Below are 20,217 nucleotides of genomic sequence, written 5' to 3'. Positions count from 1 at the left end.
ACCCGCACAGGATTCGAGGACCGCACGATGGCGTCGCACGACCCCGGCCCCGCCCCGGCCGCGCGGCCCGAGCCCTCGTACCTCATCGGACCGGTGACCGAACCCGACCTCCACGTGATGAGCTGGAACGTCCGCCGTCCGGTCCCGGCCGTGGTGGCGCGGCCGTCCGACCGGTGGAGCCGGCGCGCCCCCGCGGTACACGCGCTCCTGGCCGCCGAGCGGCCGACGGTTCTCGGCGCGCAGGAGGTGCTGCGTGAGCAGACCACGGTGATGCTCGACGCCCTGGGTCCCGGGTACGCCGTCGTCGGCCGCGGTCGGGGCGCTGACGGCGGTGGCGAGGCCTCGCCGATCTTCTACGACTCGGGCAGGCTCGATCTGCTCGACTGGGATCAGATCGCGCTGTCAGATCAGCCCACGCGGGCGGGATCGGCGTCCTGGGGGAACCTCATCCCCCGGGTCATGGTGTGGGCGGACTTCCGCGATCGCCGGACCTCACGGGGCTTCCTCATGATCAACACCCACCTCGACCCGTTCTCCGCGCGCTCCCGTCTCCGCTCGGCGCGGGCGATCGGAGACCTGGTGTCCGCCGGCGACCCGTCGTCCACTCGCCACCGTCCGGCCGTGGTGACAGGCGACCTCAACACGGGCCCGGGCGGCGCGGCGGTCCGCGAGCTGATCCGGGAGGGAACCCTGGTCGACAGTTGGCACAGCGCGCGGACCCGCGCGAGCGAGGAGTGGGGAACGTACACCGGCTACCGCGCCCCGCGGAGGAACGGGGAACGCATCGACTGGATACTCGCCTCGTCAGCATTTAGGGTCACCCACGCCGCGGTCAACCCGCTGCGGCCCGGCGGCGTGTGGGCGTCGGACCATCTGCCCGTCCACGCCGTCGTGCGTCTCGACCGAGGGGGTGTCGCCGCGTGATCGACAACTTCCTGCGGCCCGCGGAGAACCGCGTGCGCATGGCGGCGGACGCGCTGCGGATCCTCGGGGCCCTCAGCGTCCTGGTGGCCCTGCTGCTCCACGGACTGACGGACGCGGCCATCGTCGCGTTCGCGCTGCCCGGCCTGATGCTCCCGCGCTTCGTCGGGATGAGGCCGTGGGCGGACACCGCGGTGTCGGTCACGTTGCTCGTCGCGGCCTGGAGCAACGTCTTCGACCTGTACACGCGCATCTGGTGGTGGGACATCGTGGTCCACTTCGTGTGCGCCGGAGCGCTGGCGGTGGTGACGCACCTGTTCCTCGCCCACCGCGGGATCGTGCCGACACCCGGTGACAGGGGTGTCCCGGCGGCGGGGTCGGTGGCGCTCACCACGACGTTCGGCCTGGCCCTGGGCGCACTGTGGGAGATGGTGGAGTGGTTCGGCTACACCTTCCTGACGGACCGGATCTACGTGACTCTCGACGACACGATCGGGGACATGGCCGCGGGCGGGCTCGGCGCGCTGGCCGCGGGACTGCTCCTGGCCCACGGGCCGCGTGTGCTGATGACCACCGAACGGCCCGAGCGCGTGTCCTCGGAGGCGAGCTCCCGCCGCTAGGCGATAGACCCGGAGCGCGTCCACGGGATGTCCCCGCCGCCGGGCCTCACCGGACGCCGTCCGCGTCGTCGTCGTCCCCCCGTGGCCCCGGGGTGACCGGGCCCTCCGGTGACGGTGGCGTTGTACCAGGTCGACCGGCCGGGGCTCCGGCCCGCACCACCTCCGCCAGGAGGGGGAAGAGCAGGACGGTGACCGCCCCGGCCGCCACAAGGACGGAGGAGATCTCTCCCGTCATCAGCCCGTTGTTCACCGCGACCTCGGTGACCGCCACGATGATCGGGAGACCGGTCGCCGCGTAGAGACCCACCCGCGCCCGTTCCCGCGGTCCGTCGAGCCCGGGGCTCGCCCGGGTGACGGTCTCGCCCAGCCACACCCCTCCGCCGCGGAGGACCAGCATGCTCACCACTGCCGCCACGAGCACCCACGGCGTCGCCGCCACGGCCCCGAGGTCGATGCCCATCCCCGACACCACGAAGAAGGCCGGGATGAACAGGGTGTAGCCGACGGTCTCCAGCTGACGGAGCAGGATCGCGGCGAGACCGCGGTCCGGGGTCTGGCCACCACCGCGCAGGTGTGCCCCGAGGGAGTCGACCAGCCGGCGCAGGATCATGCCCGCGGCGAAGGCGCCGAGCACCACGTCCAGACCGAACACCGTGGCCACGACCATCATGGTGGCCAGGAGGAGGATCACCGTGCGCATGGCCAATTGACCGGTGGAGGTGGTGCCCTGCAGGAGTGCCCGGCCGAGCGCGGGGATGTGGAGCAGTCGGGCCGGCACCGCCAGGATCACCAGCGCGGCCAGCCCGAACAGCCCGACCGCGGCGATGGAGGACTCGATGCTGCGGGTACCGAGCAGTACCGCCATCACGAGGATCGGCCCCAGTTCCCCCACCGCGCCGTGGGTGAGCACGGCCCGGCCCACGGGGGTGCTGTCGTGACCGGAGCCCTTGAGGATGGGCAGCAGGGTCCCGATGGCAGTGGAGGTGAGCAGGAGCCCGATCGCCACGGCGGTCTCCCAGCGGCCCGAGACCATCCACCCCACCCCGGCGGCCAGGATCAGGCTGACGACCCAGGTCCCGGCCGCCCGTCGTCCGCTGCGCCCGGTGAGGGTGGAGACCTCGAGCTCGAACCCCGCCAGCAGGAACAACATCCCCAGCCCGAGCTCAGCGAGGAGCGCGACCCCGCCGGACTCCACCGCCAGGTCCAGTCCGTTGGGTCCGATCACCATCCCGCCCACCAGGAGGAGCACCACGCCCGGGATGAACGAGCGGGTGAACCCGGACAGCACCGGTGCCGCCCAGACGGCCAGGACGATCCAGAACAGCGAGACGAGTTCGGTGGGGGACGCCTCGGCGGCCAGGATGGTGGTGGTCACGTCCGGCCTCTCACTAGGTTGATGAAGGAGAGCTTAGTCCAGCGGGGCGGGCGCGAGGCCGTCGACCGGAGTCGACCGGAGTCGACCGGAGTCGACCGGGTCGTGCGAGGGTGGGGCACATGACCACCTCGCCGCTCGACGTGTCCGACGGTGACCCCCGGCAGCTTCCGGGCTTCCGTCGCACGTTCGGTGCGGGGCGACTGACCCTCGGGCTGGGATTCCCGCTGCACACGCGGGCCGACCGCGGCGACGCCTCGGACATCACCGGACAGATCGAGGTCGCCCGGGCCGCGGAGGCCGGAGGATTCGCCGCCCTCTACGCCCGGGACATCCCGCTTCGCGTTCCGTCGTTCGGCGACGTGGGCCAGATCTACGATCCGTGGGTGTTCCTCGCGTACGTGGCCGCACACACCAGCCGGATCGCCCTCGGGACGGCGGCCGTCGTGCTCCCCGTCCGCCATCCACTGCACGTGGCCAAGTCCGCGGCCAGCCTCGACCGTCTCTCCGGTGGCCGGTTCCTGCTGGGTGTGGCCTCCGGAGACCGGCCGGAGGAGTTCCGCGCGTTCGGACTGGAGCAGGGGCGGCGGGGGGAGAGGTTCCGGGAGAACCTCACGGTGATGACCCACGCCCTCACCACCGAGATGCGCGGGATCCGCTGGTCCGGGGGCTGGATGCACAGCGCCGACGTGGTCCCCAAACCCACCGCGTCGTCGGTGCCGGTGATCATGACCGGCTCGTGTCAGCAGAGCATCGCCTACCTGGCCGCTCACGGGCACGGATGGCTGACCTACCCGCGTGACTTCGACGCGCAGCGCCGGACCGCCGCGCGGTGGCGCGAGGTGGTGACAGCGAGCCGGGAGGGAGGATCCGACGACGACGAGGTGTTCAGTCCCTTCGCGCAATCGCTCCAGATCGACCTGGCCGAGGACCCCGACGAGGCGGCCTCGCCGATCGGCTTCGGATTCCGGATCGGTCACCGGCGTCTGGTCGAGCACCTGGCGGACCTGCAGGGGATCGGGGTCAACCACGTCCTGCTGGGGGTCGCGGCGTCCCGCCGGCCGATCCGGGAGGTCGTCCACGAGCTGGCCGACCACGTCGTGCCCCACTTTCCCGCGCTCGCCCACTAGCCTCAGCGGCGGGACGGAGAGGCGGGACCACCCATGACAGGCACGGCCAGCCCCGAACCCGGACTGTTCGAGCACCTCCGGTCCCGGCAGTTCCTGTTCATGCTGCCCCGCGCGGTGTCACTGCAGTTGATGCACCCCGCGATCGGTGCGGCGATGCTAGAGCACTCGCCCTCCCCGGGCTTCGTCTGGCTGCACGAGCAGCGTTCGGTCCCCCCGACCATCGACATGGCGTTCGACCCGCAGCCGGAGTCCTGGATACCGAGGCGCATCGTGGTCACGCACGACACGATCAGGGGGACCGACGCCGACGGACACCGCTACCACTCACTGGACCCGCAGGTCTTCCACTTCCAACACGCCACCTACGTGGACTCGCTGTTCGAGACCATCACCCGATTCCGCGGTCCACTGGACGCCGGGGAACGCCGGTCGCTCTACGCCTCGTGCTGCAGGTGGTACCGCGCCTACGGCATCTCCGACACACCGCTGCCCCCGACGGTCGAGGACTTCGACGCCTACTTCCGCGAGCGGACCGGGGCGCTGGCCGTCACCCCCGCGCTCACGCGGTACCGCGGGCAGCTGCTCCGTCCCCGCCGGTGGTGGCCGGCGGCGGTCCCCGCCGGCGCCATCCGGACGTTCCTGCATCCCGTGGCCGCACGGGCGCTCGGGGTCCGGCCGTCCGCGATCGACCGCGCGGTGTCCGCCGCGTTCACCTCGGCCTCCTCGCTCAGGTGACCACTTCTGCCACAATCGAACCACGGCGGCGGGACCCGGCACGATCCCGGGGAAGGTTCCTGCCCGAGGAGATCCGGAGGCGATGTGACCATCTCGATCCTGTGGTTCCGCCGCGACCTACGGTTGACCGATCATCCGGCACTCCTGGCGGCCGTCGACTCCTCGGACGAGGTCCTGCCGGTGTTCGTGCGCGACCCCGTGCTGCTCGCGCGGGGAGGTGTCCGGGCCGAACGGCTGGAGTCCTCGCTGGCCGCCCTGTCCGCGGACACCGGTGGCGCCCTGATCGTCCGCTCGGGCGAACCCGCCGCGGTGATCGCGGAGCTGGCGCAGGCGGTGAACGCCGATCAGGTACACGTGAGTCGCGAGTCGACGCCCTACGGGCGCCGTCGGGACGACCGGGTGCGCGAGGCCCTCGCCAGCGACGGCCGGGAACTCGTGGAGACCGGGTCGCCCTACGCGGTCGGCCCGGGCAGGGTCCTCAACAAGTCCGGCGAGCCGTACCGGGTCTTCACCCCGTTCGCCAGGGCCTGGCGCGACCACGGGTGGCCGGAGCCCGGCGCCCGCCCCGATGACATCGCGTGGGCGGCGGACCCGGACACGGGCGCGTCCGAGGACGTCGACCCCGGGGCCGGCGGTGCGGGGCGCGGGGGAGAGGCCGGCGAGCAGGCGGCCCTGGCCCGGTGGCGGGAATTCCTGCACGAGGACCTGACCTCGTACGGAGACCAGCGGGACCGGCCGGACCTCGACACGACGAGCCGACTGTCCGTGCACCTGAAGTACGGGGAGATCCACCCGCGGACGATCCTGGCGGAGCTCTCCGATCACCCCGCCGCGGACTCCGAGGGCGCGCGTCGGTTCGTCACCGAGTTGGCGTGGCGCGAGTTCTACGCGGACGTCCTGTGGCACTGGCCCCGATCCGCCTGGCGCGATCTACGGGACGCGCTCGAGGGGATGGACTACGACGAGGGGCCGGAGACCGCCGCGCTCGTCGAGGCGTGGCAACAGGGGCTGACCGGATACCCGTTCGTGGACGCCGGGATGCGGCAGTTGCGGGCCGAGGGGTGGATGCACAACCGCGTCCGGATGGTCACCGCGAGCTTCCTGGTCAAGGACCTCCACGTGTGGTGGCCGTCCGGGGCCCGGTACTTCCTCGACCACCTGCGGGACGGCGACCTGGCCTCCAACAACCACGGGTGGCAGTGGGTGGCGGGTACCGGCACCGACGCCTCGCCGTACTTCCGGGTGTTCAACCCCGTCACCCAGGGAGTGAAGTTCGATCCGGACGGCGACTACGTGCGCCGGTGGATCCCCGAGCTCGCGCACCTGACGGGCGCCGCCGCGCACGAACCGTGGCGAGCGGCGGACGGATACGACCACGGGTACCCCGAGCGCATCGTGGACCACGCCGAGGAGCGCCGCGAGACCCTCCGGCGCTACGACCGCGCCCGCGGAGCCGATACCGTGAGGCCATGCGACGACTCCTGGTCCCGGTAACGGCAGCAGCCCTCGTCCTGACCGGGTGTACCGGCGGAACCGCCTCCGTCGACCCCGATGACCGGGCCGGGCAGGCGCCGTCCACCGCCGCCACCTCCGAGGACTTCCGCGTGACGGAGCACGGTGAGTTCGACGAGGGGTGGGCGATGACCTTCCTCCCCGGCTCCGAGCACCTGCTCATCTCACAACGCGGAGGTGAGCTCCTGCTGCGCGATCAGGCCGCGGGAGACGTTACCGAGGTCAGCGGGGTGCCGCCGGTCGACGACGCCGGGCAGGGAGGTCTGCACGACGTCGCCGCGGGCGCCTCCTACACCGACGACGGCGCCGTCTACCTCAGCTGGGTGCGCGACCACCCCGAGGGCGCGCAGGGCGTGGTGGGCCGCGGCACGCTCGACGTGGACCGCGCCGAGCTGACCGACCTCGAGGTGATCTGGGAGCAGGACCCCGCCGCCGGTAACGGTCACTTCGCCCTGCGCCTGCTCGTCCACGACGACCATCTCTACGTGACCTCGGGCGACCGCCAGGAGCAGTCCCCGGCCCAGGACACCGCCAGCACCCTCGGCGGTGTGGTCCGCCTGACCCCGGACGGGGACCCGGCGCCCGGCAACCCGTGGGCGGGGGACGGCGGCTCCTCCGCCGACCTGTGGACCATCGGCCACCGCAATCCCCTGGGCATCGCCGCGGACCCGGAGGGCGGGATCTGGGTGTCCGAGATGGGCCCCCGCCACGGTGACGAGCTCAACCTGCTCGCCGAGGGCGCGAACTACGGTTGGCCCCGCGCCTCGATGGGACGGCACTACGACGGCGGGGACATCCCGGAACACCGGGACGGGGACGGCTTCGTCCCGCCCGCCGCGTACTGGGTGCCCGCCATCTCCCCCGGCAGCCTCCTGATCTACGGCGGGGACCGCTTCGACGGGTGGGCGGGAAGCGCGCTGGTGGGCGGCTTGTCCGGCCAGAACCTGGTCCGCGTCGAACTGGAGGACGAGACGGCGACCGTCGTCCGGGAATGGGACATGGGCGAGCGGGTCAGGGCGCTCGCCGAGGCCCCCGACGGGGCGATCTGGGTGCTCGAGGACGGACCTGGCGGACGCCTGCTCGAATTGACCCCGGTCTGACCCGTCGAGTCTCCTACGGCCCGCCGTCGACCACCGCCTAGGCTGGCGGTATGACGCAGCAGACTGATCAGACGGGCACCCGCGACGGTGTGGACATCAAACCCCGTAGCCGGGACGTCACCGACGGCCTCGAGAAGACCGCGGCGCGGGGCATGCTCCGCGCGGTCGGGATGGGGGACGACGACTGGGTCAAGCCACAGATCGGCGTCGCGTCGTCGTGGAACGAGATCACCCCGTGCAACCTCTCGCTCGACCGTTTGGCCAAGGCGGTCAAGGAGGGTGTGCACTCCGGTGGCGGGTACCCGCTCGAGTTCGGCACCATCTCGGTGTCCGACGGCATCTCGATGGGGCACGAGGGCATGCACTTCTCGCTCGTGTCCCGCGAGGTGATCGCCGACAGTGTCGAGACGGTGATGAGCGCCGAGCGGCTCGACGGCTCGGTGCTGCTCGCCGGCTGTGACAAGTCCCTGCCGGGGATGCTCATGGCCGCCGCGCGCCTCGACCTGGCCGGCGTCTTCCTCTACGCGGGATCCACGTTGCCCGGCTTCGCCACGCTCTCGGACGGCACGGAGAAGCAGGTCACCATCATCGACGCGTTCGAGGCCGTCGGCGCGTGCTCGCGCGGTCTGATGAGCCGCGAGGACGTCGACACCATCGAGCGCGCTATCTGTCCCGGCGAGGGGGCGTGCGGCGGCATGTACACCGCCAACACCATGGCGAGCGCGGCCGAGGCGCTCGGGATGTCCCTCCCGGGCAGTGCGTCCCCGCCCGCCCCGGATCGCCGGCGGGACGATTACGCCAAGGCGAGCGGGGAGGCCGTGGTCGAGTTGCTGCGCCGCGGGATCACCGCCCGGGACATCATGACCAAGGAGGCGTTCGAGAACGCCATCGCCGTGGTCATGGCCTTCGGCGGATCCACCAACGCCGTCCTGCACCTGCTCGCGATCGCCAGCGAGGCGGAGGTCGAGCTGAGCCTCGACGACTTCGCCCGCATCGGCGCCAAGGTGCCGCACCTCGCGGACGTCAAGCCGTTCGGCGCGCACGTGATGACCGACGTCGACCGGATCGGTGGTGTGCCGGTGGTCATGAGGGCCCTGTTCGACGCGGGACTGCTGCACGGCGACTGCCTCACCGTCACCGGACGCACCGTCGCCGAGAACCTCGCGGACATCGCCCCGCCGGACCCGGACGGACTGGTGCTCCGGGCGATGAACGAGCCGATCCACCCGACCGGCGGCATCACGATCCTGCGCGGGTCGCTCGCCCCGGAGGGCGCCGTGGTCAAGTCCGCCGGCTTCGACTCCGACGTCTTCGAGGGCACGGCCCGCGTGTTCGAGCGCGAGCGTTCCGCCATGGACGCGCTGGAGGACGGCACGATCGCCGCCGGGGACGTCGTGGTGATCCGCTACGAAGGGCCCAAGGGCGGCCCGGGCATGCGCGAGATGCTCGCGATCACCGGCGCCATCAAGGGCGCCGGCCTCGGCAAGGACGTGCTGTTGATGACGGACGGGCGGTTCTCCGGTGGCACCACCGGCCTGTGCGTCGGCCACATCGCCCCCGAGGCGGTGGACGGTGGCCCGATCGCTCTGGTCCGCGACGGTGACCGTATCCGGCTGGACGTGTCCGAGGGGACTCTGGACCTGCTGGTGGACGACGCCGAGCTGGAGGCGCGTCGCGCCGGGTGGGAGCCGCTCCCGCCGCGCTACACCCGGGGTGTGCTGGCCAAGTACTCCAAGCTCGTGCAGTCGGCCTCGACGGGCGCGATCTGCCGGTGAGACCCCGCGGCAGCAGGTGACCCGCGACGGTGGGTACGCCCACCACCGCATGACCCGGGCTCACACCCGGGTCATGCGGTCGCCCTACTTCGCGTCGGGGTCCGGCTGGTGGATGCCGAACACGTTGCCCTCGGTGTCGAGGAAGTAGCCCTGCCACGCCATACCCGGCAGGGCGTGCTTGTCCATGGCCACCGTCCCGCCGGCGTCGAGGATCGCGCGGGCGGTGGCATCGAAATCCCCGCACCCCATCGTGAGCACCGCGCCGGTGGCGGGCGATCCCGTCGCAGGGGCGTCGCCGTGGCGCTGCATGATCGCGCCGTTGATGCCCGGTTGGTCCTCGGGGCCGGAGGTCACGCCGAAGTACGGCGACCCGGCGAAGTCGCTCCAGTCCTGGTAGGTCCAGCCGAAGACTGCTGCGTAGAACGTGCACGCCCGGGCGGGATCGGAGGCGTGGATCTCGAAGTGGATCGGACGGGACACGGCGGGCTCCTCACGTCGGAGATCTGATCTGGTCAGTCTAGGACGGTGCCGTCGTCGAGGTGGGAGAGCGAACCGCCCCCGGGCCGCTCACCCGTGGCGAGGTAGACCACGCGGTTGGCGATGCTGACCGTGTGATCGGCGAACCGCTCGTAGTAGCGGGCGAGCAGCGCCAGATCCACCGCCGCGACCGAGCCGTGCGGCCAGTCCTCGGCGGAGATCTGCCTCATGAGTTCGGCGTGGAGGGAATCGACCGCGTCGTCCTCCGAATCGAGTGAGCGCGCGAGGCGGACATCCTTGGTGGGCAGCAGCTGCCCGAGATTCCGGGCCATGGCCGAGTCCCGCTCCGCGAATTCGCGGATCGTCGGGACCACGGGCCCGGGGATGACCGGGTTGGGGTGCCGGCGGCGGGCCACGCGGGCGATGTGGCCGGTGAGGGCGGCCATCCGCGTGAAGTGCTCGACGATGTAGATGCCGGAGACCACCTGCCGTAGGTCGCGGGCCACGGGAGCCTCGAGCAGGAGCAGATCGAAGGCGTGCTGCTCGCTCGCCTCGCGCAGATCCTCCACCTCGGCCGCGCCGTCGATCACCTCGGTGGCGGCGACCTCGTCACCCTCGAGGAGCGCCACGCTGGCGAGGTCGAGGAGTCGGTTGTTCATCTCGCAGAAGCGGACCAGCTGGTCGGAGAACTCGTCGAGCTTGGTATGGAGGACGGTGCGCATCCCATGACTGTAGTGGCGGGGCGGGATCGCCGCGATCCGGTCGACCCGGTGTTCACCGCCCGGGCGGTCGGAGCGGGGGTGCGGGCGTGGGGAATAGACGGACCACCCGGTCTGTTCTGCCTTGTCGTACGCACGTCACCCGCGTCCCGGGAAGGACACTCAATGACCCCGTTCCTGTACGAGACCACCCTCTCCCAGGAAGAGCGACCCGGCCGGACGGTGCTGATCGACGCGGAGTCGATGGTCCGGGCGCGAGAGATCGGCATGTCCGCCTCGCGTCGGCGCGAGCTGGCATGAGCGGGTCCACGGCCGCCACTCTCACCCCGTACCTTGGAGCACCCCGGGCCCGGCTCACCGCCGGGGACCTCGGCGCCGTCGACCCCGGAGCGCTCATCGCGGTGGTCGATTCGGTCGCGGCACGGGCGTCGGCACTGGACCGCGGGGACGCCGACCTCAGGCAGGACATCTCCGCGCTCGCCGACCTCGGTCTCTTCGATGTCGACCGCACCCCGGTCGCCGTCGCCGCCACGATCATCGAGGCCGTGGCCACCGAGAGCCTGGCAGTGGCCTTCGGCGCCTGGGCGCAACGCATGACCGCCGCCTACCTGCGCCACGCGGCGGACCGGTCGGACGCCGCCCGACGGACCTACCGCGCCGTGGCCACGGGCGACCGACCCGGCGTGACCGGCATGGCCGTCGCCCAGCGTCAGGCGGTCGGGCTGGGCAGGGTCCCGATCACCGCGACGCCGGTCGACGGTGGCTACCGCATCGACGGCCCGGTCGCGTGGGCCTCCAACGTCTACGAGGACAGCACGATCGTCCTCGCCGCCAACACGGAGGACGGGCGCAGCCTCGTCCTGGCCTTCGAGGCCTCGACTCCGGGCGTGGACATGCGTAGCGCTCCGGATCTCCTGGCGCTCAACGCCACGGCCTCGACCATGATCGGGCTCAACGGCGTCGTCGTCCCCGACGAGCAGGTGCTGGGGGAGGACCTGGAGGACTTCCTGTCCGGCGTTCGTCCGGAGTTCCTCGTCCTGCAGGCCGCGTTCTGTTCAGGTGTCGCGGCGCGTTCTCTCACCGAGGTCGAGGGGCTCCTGCAGGGCCTCGGTGCGTTCTCCGCCGACGAGCACTCCGCGCTGGTGGAGCGCCACGAGCACATGCACTCGGAGCTGCACCGTCTGGCGTCGCGGCCGGGGGAGGGCGCTCTCGTCGACCTCCTCCTGTTGCGCCTGGACGGCGCCGAGGTCGCACCCGCCGCGACGCGACTCGAGGCCATCCTCTGCGGGGGGACGGGATACGCACAGGACGCCCCCGCCAATCGTCGGATGCGTGAGGCCGCGTTTCTCCCCGTCCAGTCGCCCTCGCAGTCCCAGCTGCGGTGGGAGCTCGACGGGTTGGGGGTGTCCCGGCTCGTGTGGCTGGGTGGCGCGGCGCGCTGACCCACCGACCACACGCTGGCATGTGGGCGCGCAGCCCGGCTATCCCAGCCCGGCTATCCTAGCCCGGTGATCCCGACTCAGTGGTCCCGCAGCGCCTGGATCAACTCGTCCTTCTTCATGGACGAGCGCCCCTCGATGCCGATCTCCCGGGCGCGGTCGCGGAGCTCGTCGACGGTCCAGTCCTCGTACGAGCCGGCCTTGCCACCCTTGTGGCCTACCTCGGACCGCGATTCCTTGGCCGAGGCGTTGGCGATCCGCGCGGCCTTCTCCTTGCTGGCGCCGTCGTCGCGTAAGGCCTCGTAGACCTTCTCGTCCTTGATGTTCGGGGACCGCCCGTCGTCCTTCTTCTCGGCCACTATTCCTCCCCTGTCGTCAGTAGACGCGTGTGCCAGCTCTCATGGTCGCCCCAACCACAGGCGGGGGCCACCGTTCACAGGTGGCCATGGCGCTCAGACCCGCCGCATATCCGAGTGGAGGTGGTGGGTCATCGGCTGCCCGACCGCGGCCATGGCGAAAGTGGTGACCAACCTGTCCCCGGTGAGTTCGTACCGGCGCCTGGTGGCGTCCACCTGTTTGGCGGTGGCGCTGTTGGCCACCCGGGCCTGGAATTCCACGACGAGCGAGTCCGCCTCGGCCACGACGGTGCCCTCGGCGAGTTCGGTCTGTCCCATGGGTTGCGCCAGGATCAGCTCGGCGGTCCCGGCCCCCGGGATGCGTAGGTACCCCGTTTCGGTGTGCATGGGGGAGCCGTCCGCGCTCCACGACCGCTGGACGTAGTGCAGGAACGGCTTCCCGACGTCCGTGAAGACCACCTCGTCGGTGTACGTGAAGTCCTCGATGGTGGGATATGACCCCGCACCCTCACCCCGCCAGGTGCCGAGAAGGGCGGCGACGGGGGCGAGGGCGGGTGCCGGTTCCATGCCCTCGAGCCTAGGCGACGCCGGCGTCCCACACCGGCTGTCCGTGGGCGTCGAGTCGAAGTCCCTCGCTCGGGCTGTGCCCGGTGATCGACCCGCTGTGCATGAGGTGTCCGACGGCGAGGTCGTGGACCGTCGTGGTCACATCGGCCACGATTCTGCGGTGGCAGCGCCACCACACGGACTCCGAACACATGACCGCGGTGCGACAGGAGTGGGCGTCCCCGACGACCCGGCCCAGTGCCGCGCGGAATTCCGGGGTGCGGGTCCACGCGCTGTAGGCGCGGAACGCCTCGACGCGCCACCAGGTGTCGGGTGAGTCGCGCCGTTGCTCCGCCGTGAGGGTGCGACGGCCCCCGAGCTGCTCCTCCCAGCGGTAGTCGATGCCGAGGCCGCGGGCGAGGTCCGGCACCGCCCCCTGCGCGGCGGCGGAATTGGCGCGGCTTCCGGGGAAACGCCGGATGTCCACCAGGAGCTCGACCCCGGCGCCGGTGAGCAACGCGCCGAGCTCGTCTCCCGTGAGCCGACCGTGCCCCACGGTGAGGACCTTCAGCCCCCCAGGTGACCGGTCCCGGCGGTCTCCGCTGACGTGGTGGCGGGCCCCGACTCGTCCCGGCGTCGGGGGACCACGTGGGCGACGGCCACCACCACCGCGCCGACCACCAGGCCGAACAGCAGCGAGCACACAGTGTTGACCAGCCACCCGAGCACGCTCCCGACGCCTGCCACCGCCGCGGCGGGCGCCTCCAGCAGGTGCACCAGGTGATACGGGGCGGTCGCCCCGAGCTCGTCCAGTCCCACCAGGAGGATGTGTCCGCCGACCCACAGCATCGCGAGCATCCCGACGAACGAGATCACCTCGAGGACCGTCGGCATCGCCCTGACCAGACCGCTGCCGAACCTCTTCATCCCCGGGGAGTCCCTCCCGGCCAGGTGGAGACCGATGTCGTCCATCTTGACGATCACCGCCACCACGCCGTAGACGAGCGCGGTGATGAACAGCCCCACCACCACCAGGATCGCCGCGCGGGTCCAGAACGGCTCCTCGGCGACCTCGTTGAGCGCGATCATCATGATCTCGGCGCTGAGGATGAAGTCGGTGGTCACCGCCCCGCGGACCATCCGCTTCTCCGCGTCGGGGCCCTTCTCGACGACCGGTGTGGCCGCCTCGTGGTGTCCGGTGACGCGTTCCCACACCTTCTCCGCGCCCTCGTAGCAGAGGTACGCCCCGCCGAGCATCAGCAGCGGGGTGAGGATCCACGGGACGAACTGGCTGAGGAGGAGCGCGAAGACGATGATGATCGCCTTGTTGCCCAGGGATCCCGTGGCGATCCGACGGATGATGGGCAGTTCTCGCGACGGCTCCACATCGCGGACGTATTGCGGGGTCACCGCGGTGTCGTCGACCACCACTCCGGCGGCTTTGACGCTCGCGCGTCCGGAGGCGGCCGCGATGTCGTCGGTACTGGCCGCGGCCATCCGGGCGAGGACGGCGATGTCGTCGAGCAGGGCGGCGAGACCACCGGCCATGGGTACCTCACTGTGGTGGGCGGGAGGGGTCCCCGCCGACGGGACGGCCGACCCCTGCCGGGTCGGATCGTCACAGGGTAGCCCCGTTCGGCCCGCCGTGCCCTCGCAGCCCGGCCCGGCCTCAGCCCGGCCTCAGCTCCGCTCCGTCTCAGCCCTCCACCGCGTCCAGGACCCACCTGAGTGTCGACACCCCGGTCCGCCCGAGGTGCAGGGCCACGGCCCGGGAGCCGAAGGGGCCGTCGGCGAGACCGAGGGTCCTGCGAGCCCAGGTCGGCAGCGCCGCGACCGCGCCCTCACGGAGCATCGCGTAGGCGGGCTTGTCGGTCCACCCCACGGGGGGCTCGTTCAGCAGGAAGTGCCGGGCGTCGAGCGCGGCCGGGGAGGCCTCGAGCTCCGGCCGGTACTCCTCGAGCGCCGCGTCGAGCTCCGCGACGGTCATCGGGACGCCCTTGGCCCCCAGCATGACCCCTGTGCGCGACGCCTGTCGCACGTACTCGTCCCGCCGCTCCGGCGACAGCGGGGTGCGCCCGTACAGGCGGTGGCACTCGAGGAAACTCCAGATCTCGGCGACGTGGACCCACCGCAACAGGTGCGGGTCGCGGGCGTCGTAGGGTCGGCCGCGATAGTCGGTCCCCACCACCGCCCGGTGCACCCCGTTGATCGTCCGGATGAGCTGCGTGGCGTCGGCGACCGTCCCGAAGGTGGTCGTGGCGATGAACTGCGAGGTGCGTTGGAGTCTGCCCCAGGGGTCACCGCGGTAGTCGCTGTGGTCGGCCACCCCGGCCATGGCCAGCGGGTGCAGCGACTGGAGCAACAGGGCGGTCAGACCGGCCGCGAACATCGAGGCGTCGCCGTGCACCGCGCAGATCGCGTCGCCGGGTGAGTTCCATCGTTCGCCCTCGGAGTGCCAGATCTGTTGCCGTCGTTCGGCGGCGTCGTCACCGGCGATCCGCGAGCGCACCACCAGTCCGGCCCGGCGACGGGCACCGGTCAGGGCTCGGGACGCGGTCGTCGTCACCACCGGCATGTCGGACACCACCTCGGGGGTCGCTCGTGACCGTCACCATACCCCCGGCCCACCTCCGTCGTGTCGCCCCGCAGCGCTCACCCGGCGTGCGCCGACCGGCGGAGCACCGCCGTCAGCGCCACCACGACCGCGAGTGCGCAGGCGCCCATCACGGCGAGCATGGGCAGGGCGGAGTGCGGGCCGGCGAACCCCGTCAGCGGCGAGACGAGGGCCGCCAGGCTGAACTGCGCCGCGCCGAGCAGCGCGGACCCGGACCCCGAGTGCCCCCGGGTCGCCTGCATGGACAGAGCTGCAGCGTTGGGCAGGATCGCGCCGATCGACAGGGTCAGCAGGATGAAGCCCGCGGTGACCGGCGCCAACCCCAGCGTGCCGGCGGGGGACAGCGCGACGACGACGACGAGCACCGCGATGGCCGTGAGCATGCCGACCACCCCGCTGGCGAGGATCTTCTCCGGTGCGAACCTGCCGACCAGGCGGGCCCCGGCCAGGTTCGAGGCGAGTATGCCGAGGGCGTTGACGGTGAACGCCACCGAGTACGCGGTGGGGGAGAGGCCGACCATGTCCTGGTAGATGAACGGGCTCGCGGAGATGTACGCGAAGAGCACACCGAACGTGAACACGAACACCGACACCCGCGCCACGAACGGTCGGTGGGTGGCCACGACCCGCATGTCGCCGAGGGTGGACACGATGCCGCCGGTGCGGCGGTCGCCGGGGTGCAGCGTCTCGGGCACCGCCGCGACCACGCCGATCGCCGTGACCACCGACAGTCCGGCCAGCAGCCAGAACACGCCCCGCCATCCGCCGAACGGGACGACGGCGCCTCCGATGAGCGGGGCGATCACCGGCGCCACGGACTGGATGGCCATGAGCGTCGCGAACGCCTTGGCGACACCGGCACCGCGGCCGACGTCCACCACCACGGCCTTGCTCAGGACGATTCCCGCCGCGCCGAAGAAGCCCTGGGCGACCCGTCCCAGCACCAGTACCCAGATCGACGGGGCCAGCGCACACATCACGGCCGCGACCGCGGTGCCCACCGCCCCCAGGATCAACAGGGTGCGCCTCCCCACACGGTCCGAGAGCGGGCCGATCACGAGTTGCCCCGCCGCCAGCGCGACCATGAAGGCGGTCAGGGTGAGCTGGGCGACCGAGGCGGAGACACCGAACTCCCCGACGATGAGGGGCAACGCGGGCAGATAGGTGTCGGTCGCGAACGGCCCGATCGCGCCGGCCAGGGCAAGGGGCAGCAGCATCGCGGCGGGCACGGTTCCCGGCAGCGCGGATGGTGGATTCGGCGCCTGGGCGCGGGGCAGGGTGGACTTCACCAGAGGACGATAGCCCCGCCGGAGTGGGTCGCGCGACGCCCCGATAACCCGTTGTCACCCCCGCTTCCGATGCCCGGGAAGCGGGTGGTCGGAGTGGGGGAGGGGGCGGGTTCCGGTCAGTCGGCGCGGACCTCCGCGACCCCGTCGAGGTACGTGATGACCCCGCCCTCGAAGGTGGAGATCCATCCGCCGTCGGTGGTGGCCTCGTCCGCGGTGGGGAAACCGAGCTCGCCCCCCGGCCCGCCCGCGTCCAGGTAGGCGGTGAGGATCTCACCCTGGACCACGAAGGCTCGCCCCGCGGGGGTGAGGACGATCGCGCCGCGTTCGAACCCGGTGATCGAACCGCCCCCCACATCGGTGGCGGGCCCGCCCGCCCGGCCCAGTTCGCCCGCCTCGCCGCCGAGGTCGTTCCAGCGCTCCGCCACGGGTGCCGGGATGTCGACCGTCGTATCGGCGGGCCCGGGGACGGGGGCCGAGCTCGTCGTGGTCATCACCTCGGAGGTGGTCGGCGACACCCCGGTCGCCTCGTCCGGGCCCGGGTCCCCGTCCGTCCCGCAGGCGGAGAGCCCGGCGGTGGTGGCCGCGGCGACGGTGACCGCGGCGAGTGCACGAGTGATCCTGTTCATGCACGCAGATCCTAGCCGTGGCCCGGTGGACGCGAACTTCGTTGCCGGATCGCGATGCACCAGGGTGTTCCGCGGGGCCCACAGTGGGTGGACACTGGACCCGTGCCACGCCCGTCGGGGCGGGAGGAGGGGGCGACATGTCGAGGTTCGTCACGTGTCTGTGGTTGAACGGGCAGGCGGAGGAGGCCGCGGAGTTCTACTGTTCGGTCTTCCCGAACTCGCGCGTCATCGCCGTCGACGAGTCGCCGGTCGACACCCCGGGACCGAAGGCAGGAGAGGTCCTGACAGTGGAGTTCGAGCTCGACGGGCGGGCCTTCCTCGCCCTAAACGGCGGTCCGGGGGTCGAGTACACCGATGCGATCTCGTTGGAGATCAGGTGCGCGGACCAGGCCGAGATCGACCATTACTGGGACGGCCTGCTTGCCGGCGGGGGTCGGGAGGTGCAGTGCGGCTGGCTCATCGACCGCTACGGCGTGCGGTGGCAGGTCGCACCGGAGTCGTTGTACGAGCTGTGGCGCTCGGGCGACCAGGCGGCCACCGCACGGGCCTTCACGGTGATGATGGACATGGTCAGACTCGACGTCGCGGCACTGGAGGCCGCCGCCCGGGGAGTCTGATCACGTCACTTCCCGGGCGGCGTCCCACAGAGGACGTCAGAGCCCGGGGCGCTTGCCCACCGTCAGCGTGACCTCGCCGGTGTGGGCGAAGAAGTCCTCGCCCTTGTCGTCGACCACGATGAACGCGGGGAAGTCCTCCACGTCGATCTTCCACACCGCCTCCATGCCGAGTTCCTCGTACTCGATCACCTCGACGTGCTTGATGCAGTCCTGGGCCAGCCGCGCGGCGGGGCCGCCGATCGAGCCCAGGTAGAAGCCGCCGTGGGCGGCGCAGGCATCGGTGACCTGCTTCGAGCGGTTCCCCTTGGCCAGCATGACCATGGACCCACCCGCCGCCTGGAACTGCTCGACGTACGAGTCCATGCGGCCGGCGGTGGTGGGGCCGAACGATCCCGACGGCATGCCCTCGGGGGTCTTTGCGGGACCGGCGTAGTAGACGGGGTGATCCTTGAGGTACTGCGGCATCTCCTCGCCGGCGTCGAGCCGCTCCTTGATCTTGGAGTGGGCGATGTCGCGGGCCACGACCAGCGGACCGGTCAGCGACAGCCGGGTCTTGACCGGGTGCTTGCTCAGCTCGGCGAGGATCTCCGACATCGGCTTGTTGAGGTCGATCCTCACCGCCGCGCCCTTACCCGTCCCGGACACGCCGTGCGTCGCGGCGTCCAGCTCGGCGTCGGTGGTGGCGGGGAGGAACCGGCCGGGCTCGAACTCGAGCTGCTCGAGGAACACGCCCTCCGGGGTGATCTTGGCCTTGGCCTGGCGGTCGGCGCTGCAGGAGACGGCGATCGCGACCGGCAGTGAGGCCCCGTGGCGTGGGAGCCGCACCACGCGGACGTCGTGGCAGAAGTACTTGCCGCCGAACTGCGCGCCGATCCCGATCTGCTGGGTCAGTTCGAAGACCTTCTCCTCCAACTCCACGTCGCGGAACCCACGGCCCGACATGGCCCCCTCGCGGGGGAGTTCGTCGAGGTAGTGCGCCGAGGCGAGCTTGGCCGTCTTGACCGCGAACTCGGCGGAGGTGCCACCCACCACGATCGCGAGGTGGTAGGGCGGGCAGGCCGCGGTGCCGATCGAGCGGATCTTCTCCTCGATGAACTGCATCATCCGCTCGGGATTGAGGATTGCCTTGGTCTCCTGGTAGAGGAAGGACTTGTTGGCCGAGCCGCCGCCCTTGGCCATGAACAGGAATTTGTAGCTGTTCTCGTGGCCGGGAGTGGTGTCGGCGCCGATCTCGATCTGGGCCGGGAGGTTGTTGCCGGTGTTCTTCTCGTCCCACATGGTGAGGGGGGCGTTCTGCGAGTAGCGCAGGTTGAGGCGGGTGAACGCGTCGTATACGCCGCGGGCGACCGCCTGCTCGTCGGGCCCGGGGGTGAGCACGTGCTGGCCGCGCTCGCCCTTGACGATCGCCGTGCCGGTGTCCTGGCACATCGGCAGCACCCCACCGGCGGCGATGTTGGCGTTCTTGAGCAGGTCCAGTGCGACGAACTTGTCATTGTCGCTGGCCTCGGGGTCGTCGAGGATCTTGGCCACCTGGGCCAGATGGTCCGGGCGCAGGTAGTGGGAGATGTCGTGCATCGCCGTCTCGGTGAGCAGCCGGATCGCCTCGGGGTCCACGCGCAGGAAGGTCGTGCCGTCCGGGCCCTCGACCGTGGAGACGCCCTCGGTGGTCAGGAGGCGGTACTCGGTGGTGTCGGCACCGACCGGGAGGAGGTCCTCATAGACGAACTCGGGCATCGACGCTCCTGGATCTTCGAGGCGGGTAAAACTTCCGTCCAGGATAAGCGTCCGATTGGGCAGGTCAGAATCGGGTGTGGCGCAGGGGGACGAAGCGGTATCCGCCGTGGTCGGTGACCTCGAGTTCCCCCCTCGTTCGCCGGACCCTGTGCATGACGTCCCGCCAGGGCGCGACCATCACACCGCCCTCGGCGAGCTGGACCACGAGCTCCTCGGGGAGGGCGTCGCCCATCGCGGAGACGAGGATCCGGTCGTAGGGGCCGTACTCCGGCAGGCCCAGCACGCCGGGCCGGGCCTGGTGTACCCGCACCCAGGGCTGGGTGAGGGCCGCGCGTGCCCTCTCCACCAGCCCCGGGATCAGTTCGACGGCGAACACCTCGGACCCCGGTCCGCCCAGTTCGCCGAGGATCGCCGATGTCCAGCCGCTGCCCGAGCCCACGTCGAGGACCCGCATCCCGGGAAACGGTTCGAGGAGGGTCATCATGTCCGCCACGGTGGAGGGTTGGGAATTGGTCTGCCCGAAGCCTATGGGGAGGGGTACGTCCCGGTGGTGTTCGTCCGCCACCTCGCGCGGGAGGAATCGGCGACGATCCTGGGCGCGCATCGCCTCCGCGATCCCCGTGGCGTCCACGCCG

At 71.3% G+C, this 20,217-nt stretch carries 22 protein-coding genes; 10 read left to right on the top strand and 12 right to left on the bottom strand.

What is annotated here, in order from left to right; translation table 11 throughout:
• Positions 1–27 precede the first annotated feature (27 nt).
• Positions 28–924, top strand: coding sequence for an endonuclease/exonuclease/phosphatase family protein (locus ABIE38_RS06445; protein ID WP_354054600.1), 897 nt, complete (start codon positions 28–30; stop codon positions 922–924).
• Entirely contained in the window at positions 921–1,541 is a 621-nt protein-coding gene (locus ABIE38_RS06440) for a DUF2238 domain-containing protein (RefSeq protein ID WP_354054598.1), read from the top strand. The genes ABIE38_RS06445 and ABIE38_RS06440 overlap by 4 nt, the downstream gene beginning before the upstream one ends.
• A gap of 46 nt (positions 1,542–1,587) precedes the next feature.
• Here the strand turns inward: ABIE38_RS06440 and ABIE38_RS06435 are convergent, their stop codons facing one another.
• Positions 1,588–2,916, bottom strand: coding sequence for a cation:proton antiporter (locus tag ABIE38_RS06435; RefSeq protein WP_354054597.1), 1,329 nt, complete (start codon positions 2,914–2,916; stop codon positions 1,588–1,590).
• Positions 2,917–3,035: 119 nt separating this feature from the next.
• On the opposite strand from ABIE38_RS06435, the gene ABIE38_RS06430 reads away from it, so the two are divergent.
• The 5 genes from ABIE38_RS06430 (at position 3,036) to ilvD (ending at position 9,165) form a co-directional block, all read left to right on the top strand.
• Complete coding sequence (locus ABIE38_RS06430; protein WP_354054596.1) at positions 3,036–4,043, top strand: LLM class oxidoreductase; 1,008 nt, start codon at positions 3,036–3,038, stop codon at positions 4,041–4,043.
• A gap of 33 nt (positions 4,044–4,076) precedes the next feature.
• Positions 4,077–4,778, top strand: coding sequence for an oxygenase MpaB family protein (locus tag ABIE38_RS06425; protein ID WP_354054595.1), 702 nt, complete (start codon positions 4,077–4,079; stop codon positions 4,776–4,778).
• 90 nt (positions 4,779–4,868) lie between these two features.
• A complete protein-coding gene (locus tag ABIE38_RS06420) occupies positions 4,869–6,272 on the top strand; it encodes a cryptochrome/photolyase family protein (protein ID WP_354054810.1) in 1,404 nt (467 codons plus the stop codon).
• Positions 6,248–7,390, top strand: coding sequence for a PQQ-dependent sugar dehydrogenase (locus ABIE38_RS06415; protein ID WP_354054594.1), 1,143 nt, complete (start codon positions 6,248–6,250; stop codon positions 7,388–7,390). The genes ABIE38_RS06420 and ABIE38_RS06415 overlap by 25 nt, the downstream gene beginning before the upstream one ends.
• Before the next feature lie 50 nt (positions 7,391–7,440).
• Positions 7,441–9,165, top strand: a complete 1,725-nt coding sequence (gene ilvD, locus ABIE38_RS06410; RefSeq protein ID WP_354054592.1) for a dihydroxy-acid dehydratase — start codon at positions 7,441–7,443, stop codon at positions 9,163–9,165.
• Positions 9,166–9,249: 84 nt separating this feature from the next.
• Here ilvD and ABIE38_RS06405 read toward each other — a convergent pair whose 3' ends face one another.
• On the bottom strand, positions 9,250–9,645 hold the full coding sequence (locus ABIE38_RS06405; protein WP_354054590.1) for a VOC family protein: 396 nt from the start codon (positions 9,643–9,645) through the stop codon (positions 9,250–9,252).
• 32 nt (positions 9,646–9,677) lie between these two features.
• Positions 9,678–10,364 carry a phosphate signaling complex PhoU family protein gene (locus tag ABIE38_RS06400; protein WP_354054589.1) on the bottom strand — a complete coding sequence of 229 codons (687 nt, stop codon included), beginning with the start codon at positions 10,362–10,364 and terminating at the stop codon, positions 9,678–9,680.
• A 162-nt stretch (positions 10,365–10,526) separates the two neighbouring features.
• Between ABIE38_RS06400 and ABIE38_RS06395 the strand changes: the two genes are divergently transcribed.
• Together ABIE38_RS06395 and ABIE38_RS06390 are read left to right on the top strand one after the other, a co-directional pair.
• Entirely contained in the window at positions 10,527–10,661 is a 135-nt protein-coding gene (locus ABIE38_RS06395; protein ID WP_354054587.1) for a hypothetical protein, read from the top strand.
• Positions 10,658–11,803, top strand: a complete 1,146-nt coding sequence (locus ABIE38_RS06390; RefSeq protein WP_354054585.1) for an acyl-CoA dehydrogenase family protein — start codon at positions 10,658–10,660, stop codon at positions 11,801–11,803. The genes ABIE38_RS06395 and ABIE38_RS06390 overlap by 4 nt, the downstream gene beginning before the upstream one ends.
• Positions 11,804–11,880: 77 nt before the next feature.
• Here ABIE38_RS06390 and ABIE38_RS06385 read toward each other — a convergent pair whose 3' ends face one another.
• The 7 genes from ABIE38_RS06385 to ABIE38_RS06355 form a co-directional block, all read right to left on the bottom strand.
• Positions 11,881–12,159: a DUF7218 family protein gene (locus tag ABIE38_RS06385; RefSeq protein ID WP_354054583.1), complete on the bottom strand. Its 279-nt coding sequence runs from the start codon at positions 12,157–12,159 to the stop codon at positions 11,881–11,883.
• Positions 12,160–12,252: 93 nt separating this feature from the next.
• A complete protein-coding gene (locus ABIE38_RS06380) occupies positions 12,253–12,723 on the bottom strand; it encodes a heme-binding beta-barrel domain-containing protein (RefSeq protein WP_354054581.1) in 471 nt (156 codons plus the stop codon).
• Positions 12,724–12,733: 10 nt separating this feature from the next.
• Complete coding sequence (locus ABIE38_RS06375) at positions 12,734–13,258, bottom strand: DUF488 domain-containing protein (RefSeq protein ID WP_354054579.1); 525 nt, start codon at positions 13,256–13,258, stop codon at positions 12,734–12,736.
• An 11-nt stretch (positions 13,259–13,269) separates the two neighbouring features.
• Positions 13,270–14,250 carry a DUF808 domain-containing protein gene (locus tag ABIE38_RS06370; RefSeq protein WP_354054577.1) on the bottom strand — a complete coding sequence of 327 codons (981 nt, stop codon included), beginning with the start codon at positions 14,248–14,250 and terminating at the stop codon, positions 13,270–13,272.
• Positions 14,251–14,398: 148 nt separating this feature from the next.
• Positions 14,399–15,277 (bottom strand): oxygenase MpaB family protein, encoded by an 879-nt coding sequence (locus tag ABIE38_RS06365; RefSeq protein ID WP_354054808.1) that lies wholly within the window; start codon positions 15,275–15,277, stop codon positions 14,399–14,401.
• Positions 15,278–15,354: 77 nt separating this feature from the next.
• Entirely contained in the window at positions 15,355–16,605 is a 1,251-nt protein-coding gene (locus ABIE38_RS06360; RefSeq protein ID WP_354054575.1) for a multidrug effflux MFS transporter, read from the bottom strand.
• Positions 16,606–16,721: 116 nt separating this feature from the next.
• Entirely contained in the window at positions 16,722–17,231 is a 510-nt protein-coding gene (locus ABIE38_RS06355) for an LGFP repeat-containing protein (RefSeq protein WP_354054573.1), read from the bottom strand.
• Positions 17,232–17,368: 137 nt separating this feature from the next.
• Here ABIE38_RS06355 and ABIE38_RS06350 point away from each other — a divergent pair, with 137 nt between their 5' ends.
• Positions 17,369–17,848, top strand: coding sequence for a VOC family protein (locus ABIE38_RS06350; protein ID WP_354054571.1), 480 nt, complete (start codon positions 17,369–17,371; stop codon positions 17,846–17,848).
• A 36-nt stretch (positions 17,849–17,884) separates the two neighbouring features.
• On the opposite strand, the gene ABIE38_RS06345 is transcribed toward ABIE38_RS06350, so the two are convergent.
• Positions 17,885–19,582 (bottom strand): fumarate hydratase, encoded by a 1,698-nt coding sequence (locus tag ABIE38_RS06345; protein WP_354054569.1) that lies wholly within the window; start codon positions 19,580–19,582, stop codon positions 17,885–17,887.
• A gap of 64 nt (positions 19,583–19,646) precedes the next feature.
• Positions 19,647–20,213: a protein-L-isoaspartate O-methyltransferase family protein gene (locus ABIE38_RS06340; protein ID WP_354054567.1), complete on the bottom strand. Its 567-nt coding sequence runs from the start codon at positions 20,211–20,213 to the stop codon at positions 19,647–19,649.
• Positions 20,214–20,217: the final 4 nt, after the last annotated feature.

Origin of the sequence: Dietzia sp. 2505 (genome assembly GCF_040546785.1) — a bacterium.
Classification (GTDB): domain Bacteria; phylum Actinomycetota; class Actinomycetes; order Mycobacteriales; family Mycobacteriaceae; genus Dietzia.
This window is presented reverse-complemented; position numbering and strand designations above follow the sequence as displayed.

What these genes read in the sequence shown, in the direction of transcription:
- ABIE38_RS06445 (WP_354054600.1), top strand. Translation starts at nt 28, where the DNA reads ATGGCGTCGCACGACCCCGGCCCCGCCCCGGCCGCGCGGCCCGAGCCC.
- ABIE38_RS06430 (WP_354054596.1), top strand. Translation starts at nt 3,036, where the DNA reads ATGACCACCTCGCCGCTCGACGTGTCCGACGGTGACCCCCGGCAGCTT.
- ABIE38_RS06425 (WP_354054595.1), top strand. Translation starts at nt 4,077, where the DNA reads ATGACAGGCACGGCCAGCCCCGAACCCGGACTGTTCGAGCACCTCCGG.
- ABIE38_RS06415 (WP_354054594.1), top strand. Translation starts at nt 6,248, where the DNA reads ATGCGACGACTCCTGGTCCCGGTAACGGCAGCAGCCCTCGTCCTGACC.
- ilvD (WP_354054592.1), top strand. Translation starts at nt 7,441, where the DNA reads ATGACGCAGCAGACTGATCAGACGGGCACCCGCGACGGTGTGGACATC.
- ABIE38_RS06400 (WP_354054589.1), bottom strand. Translation starts at nt 10,364, where the DNA reads ATGCGCACCGTCCTCCATACCAAGCTCGACGAGTTCTCCGACCAGCTG.
- ABIE38_RS06395 (WP_354054587.1), top strand. Translation starts at nt 10,527, where the DNA reads ATGACCCCGTTCCTGTACGAGACCACCCTCTCCCAGGAAGAGCGACCC.
- ABIE38_RS06390 (WP_354054585.1), top strand. Translation starts at nt 10,658, where the DNA reads ATGAGCGGGTCCACGGCCGCCACTCTCACCCCGTACCTTGGAGCACCC.
- ABIE38_RS06380 (WP_354054581.1), bottom strand. Translation starts at nt 12,723, where the DNA reads ATGGAACCGGCACCCGCCCTCGCCCCCGTCGCCGCCCTTCTCGGCACC.
- ABIE38_RS06370 (WP_354054577.1), bottom strand. Translation starts at nt 14,250, where the DNA reads ATGGCCGGTGGTCTCGCCGCCCTGCTCGACGACATCGCCGTCCTCGCC.
- ABIE38_RS06365 (WP_354054808.1), bottom strand. Translation starts at nt 15,277, where the DNA reads ATGCCGGTGGTGACGACGACCGCGTCCCGAGCCCTGACCGGTGCCCGT.
- ABIE38_RS06355 (WP_354054573.1), bottom strand. Translation starts at nt 17,231, where the DNA reads ATGAACAGGATCACTCGTGCACTCGCCGCGGTCACCGTCGCCGCGGCC.
- ABIE38_RS06350 (WP_354054571.1), top strand. Translation starts at nt 17,369, where the DNA reads ATGTCGAGGTTCGTCACGTGTCTGTGGTTGAACGGGCAGGCGGAGGAG.
- ABIE38_RS06345 (WP_354054569.1), bottom strand. Translation starts at nt 19,582, where the DNA reads ATGCCCGAGTTCGTCTATGAGGACCTCCTCCCGGTCGGTGCCGACACC.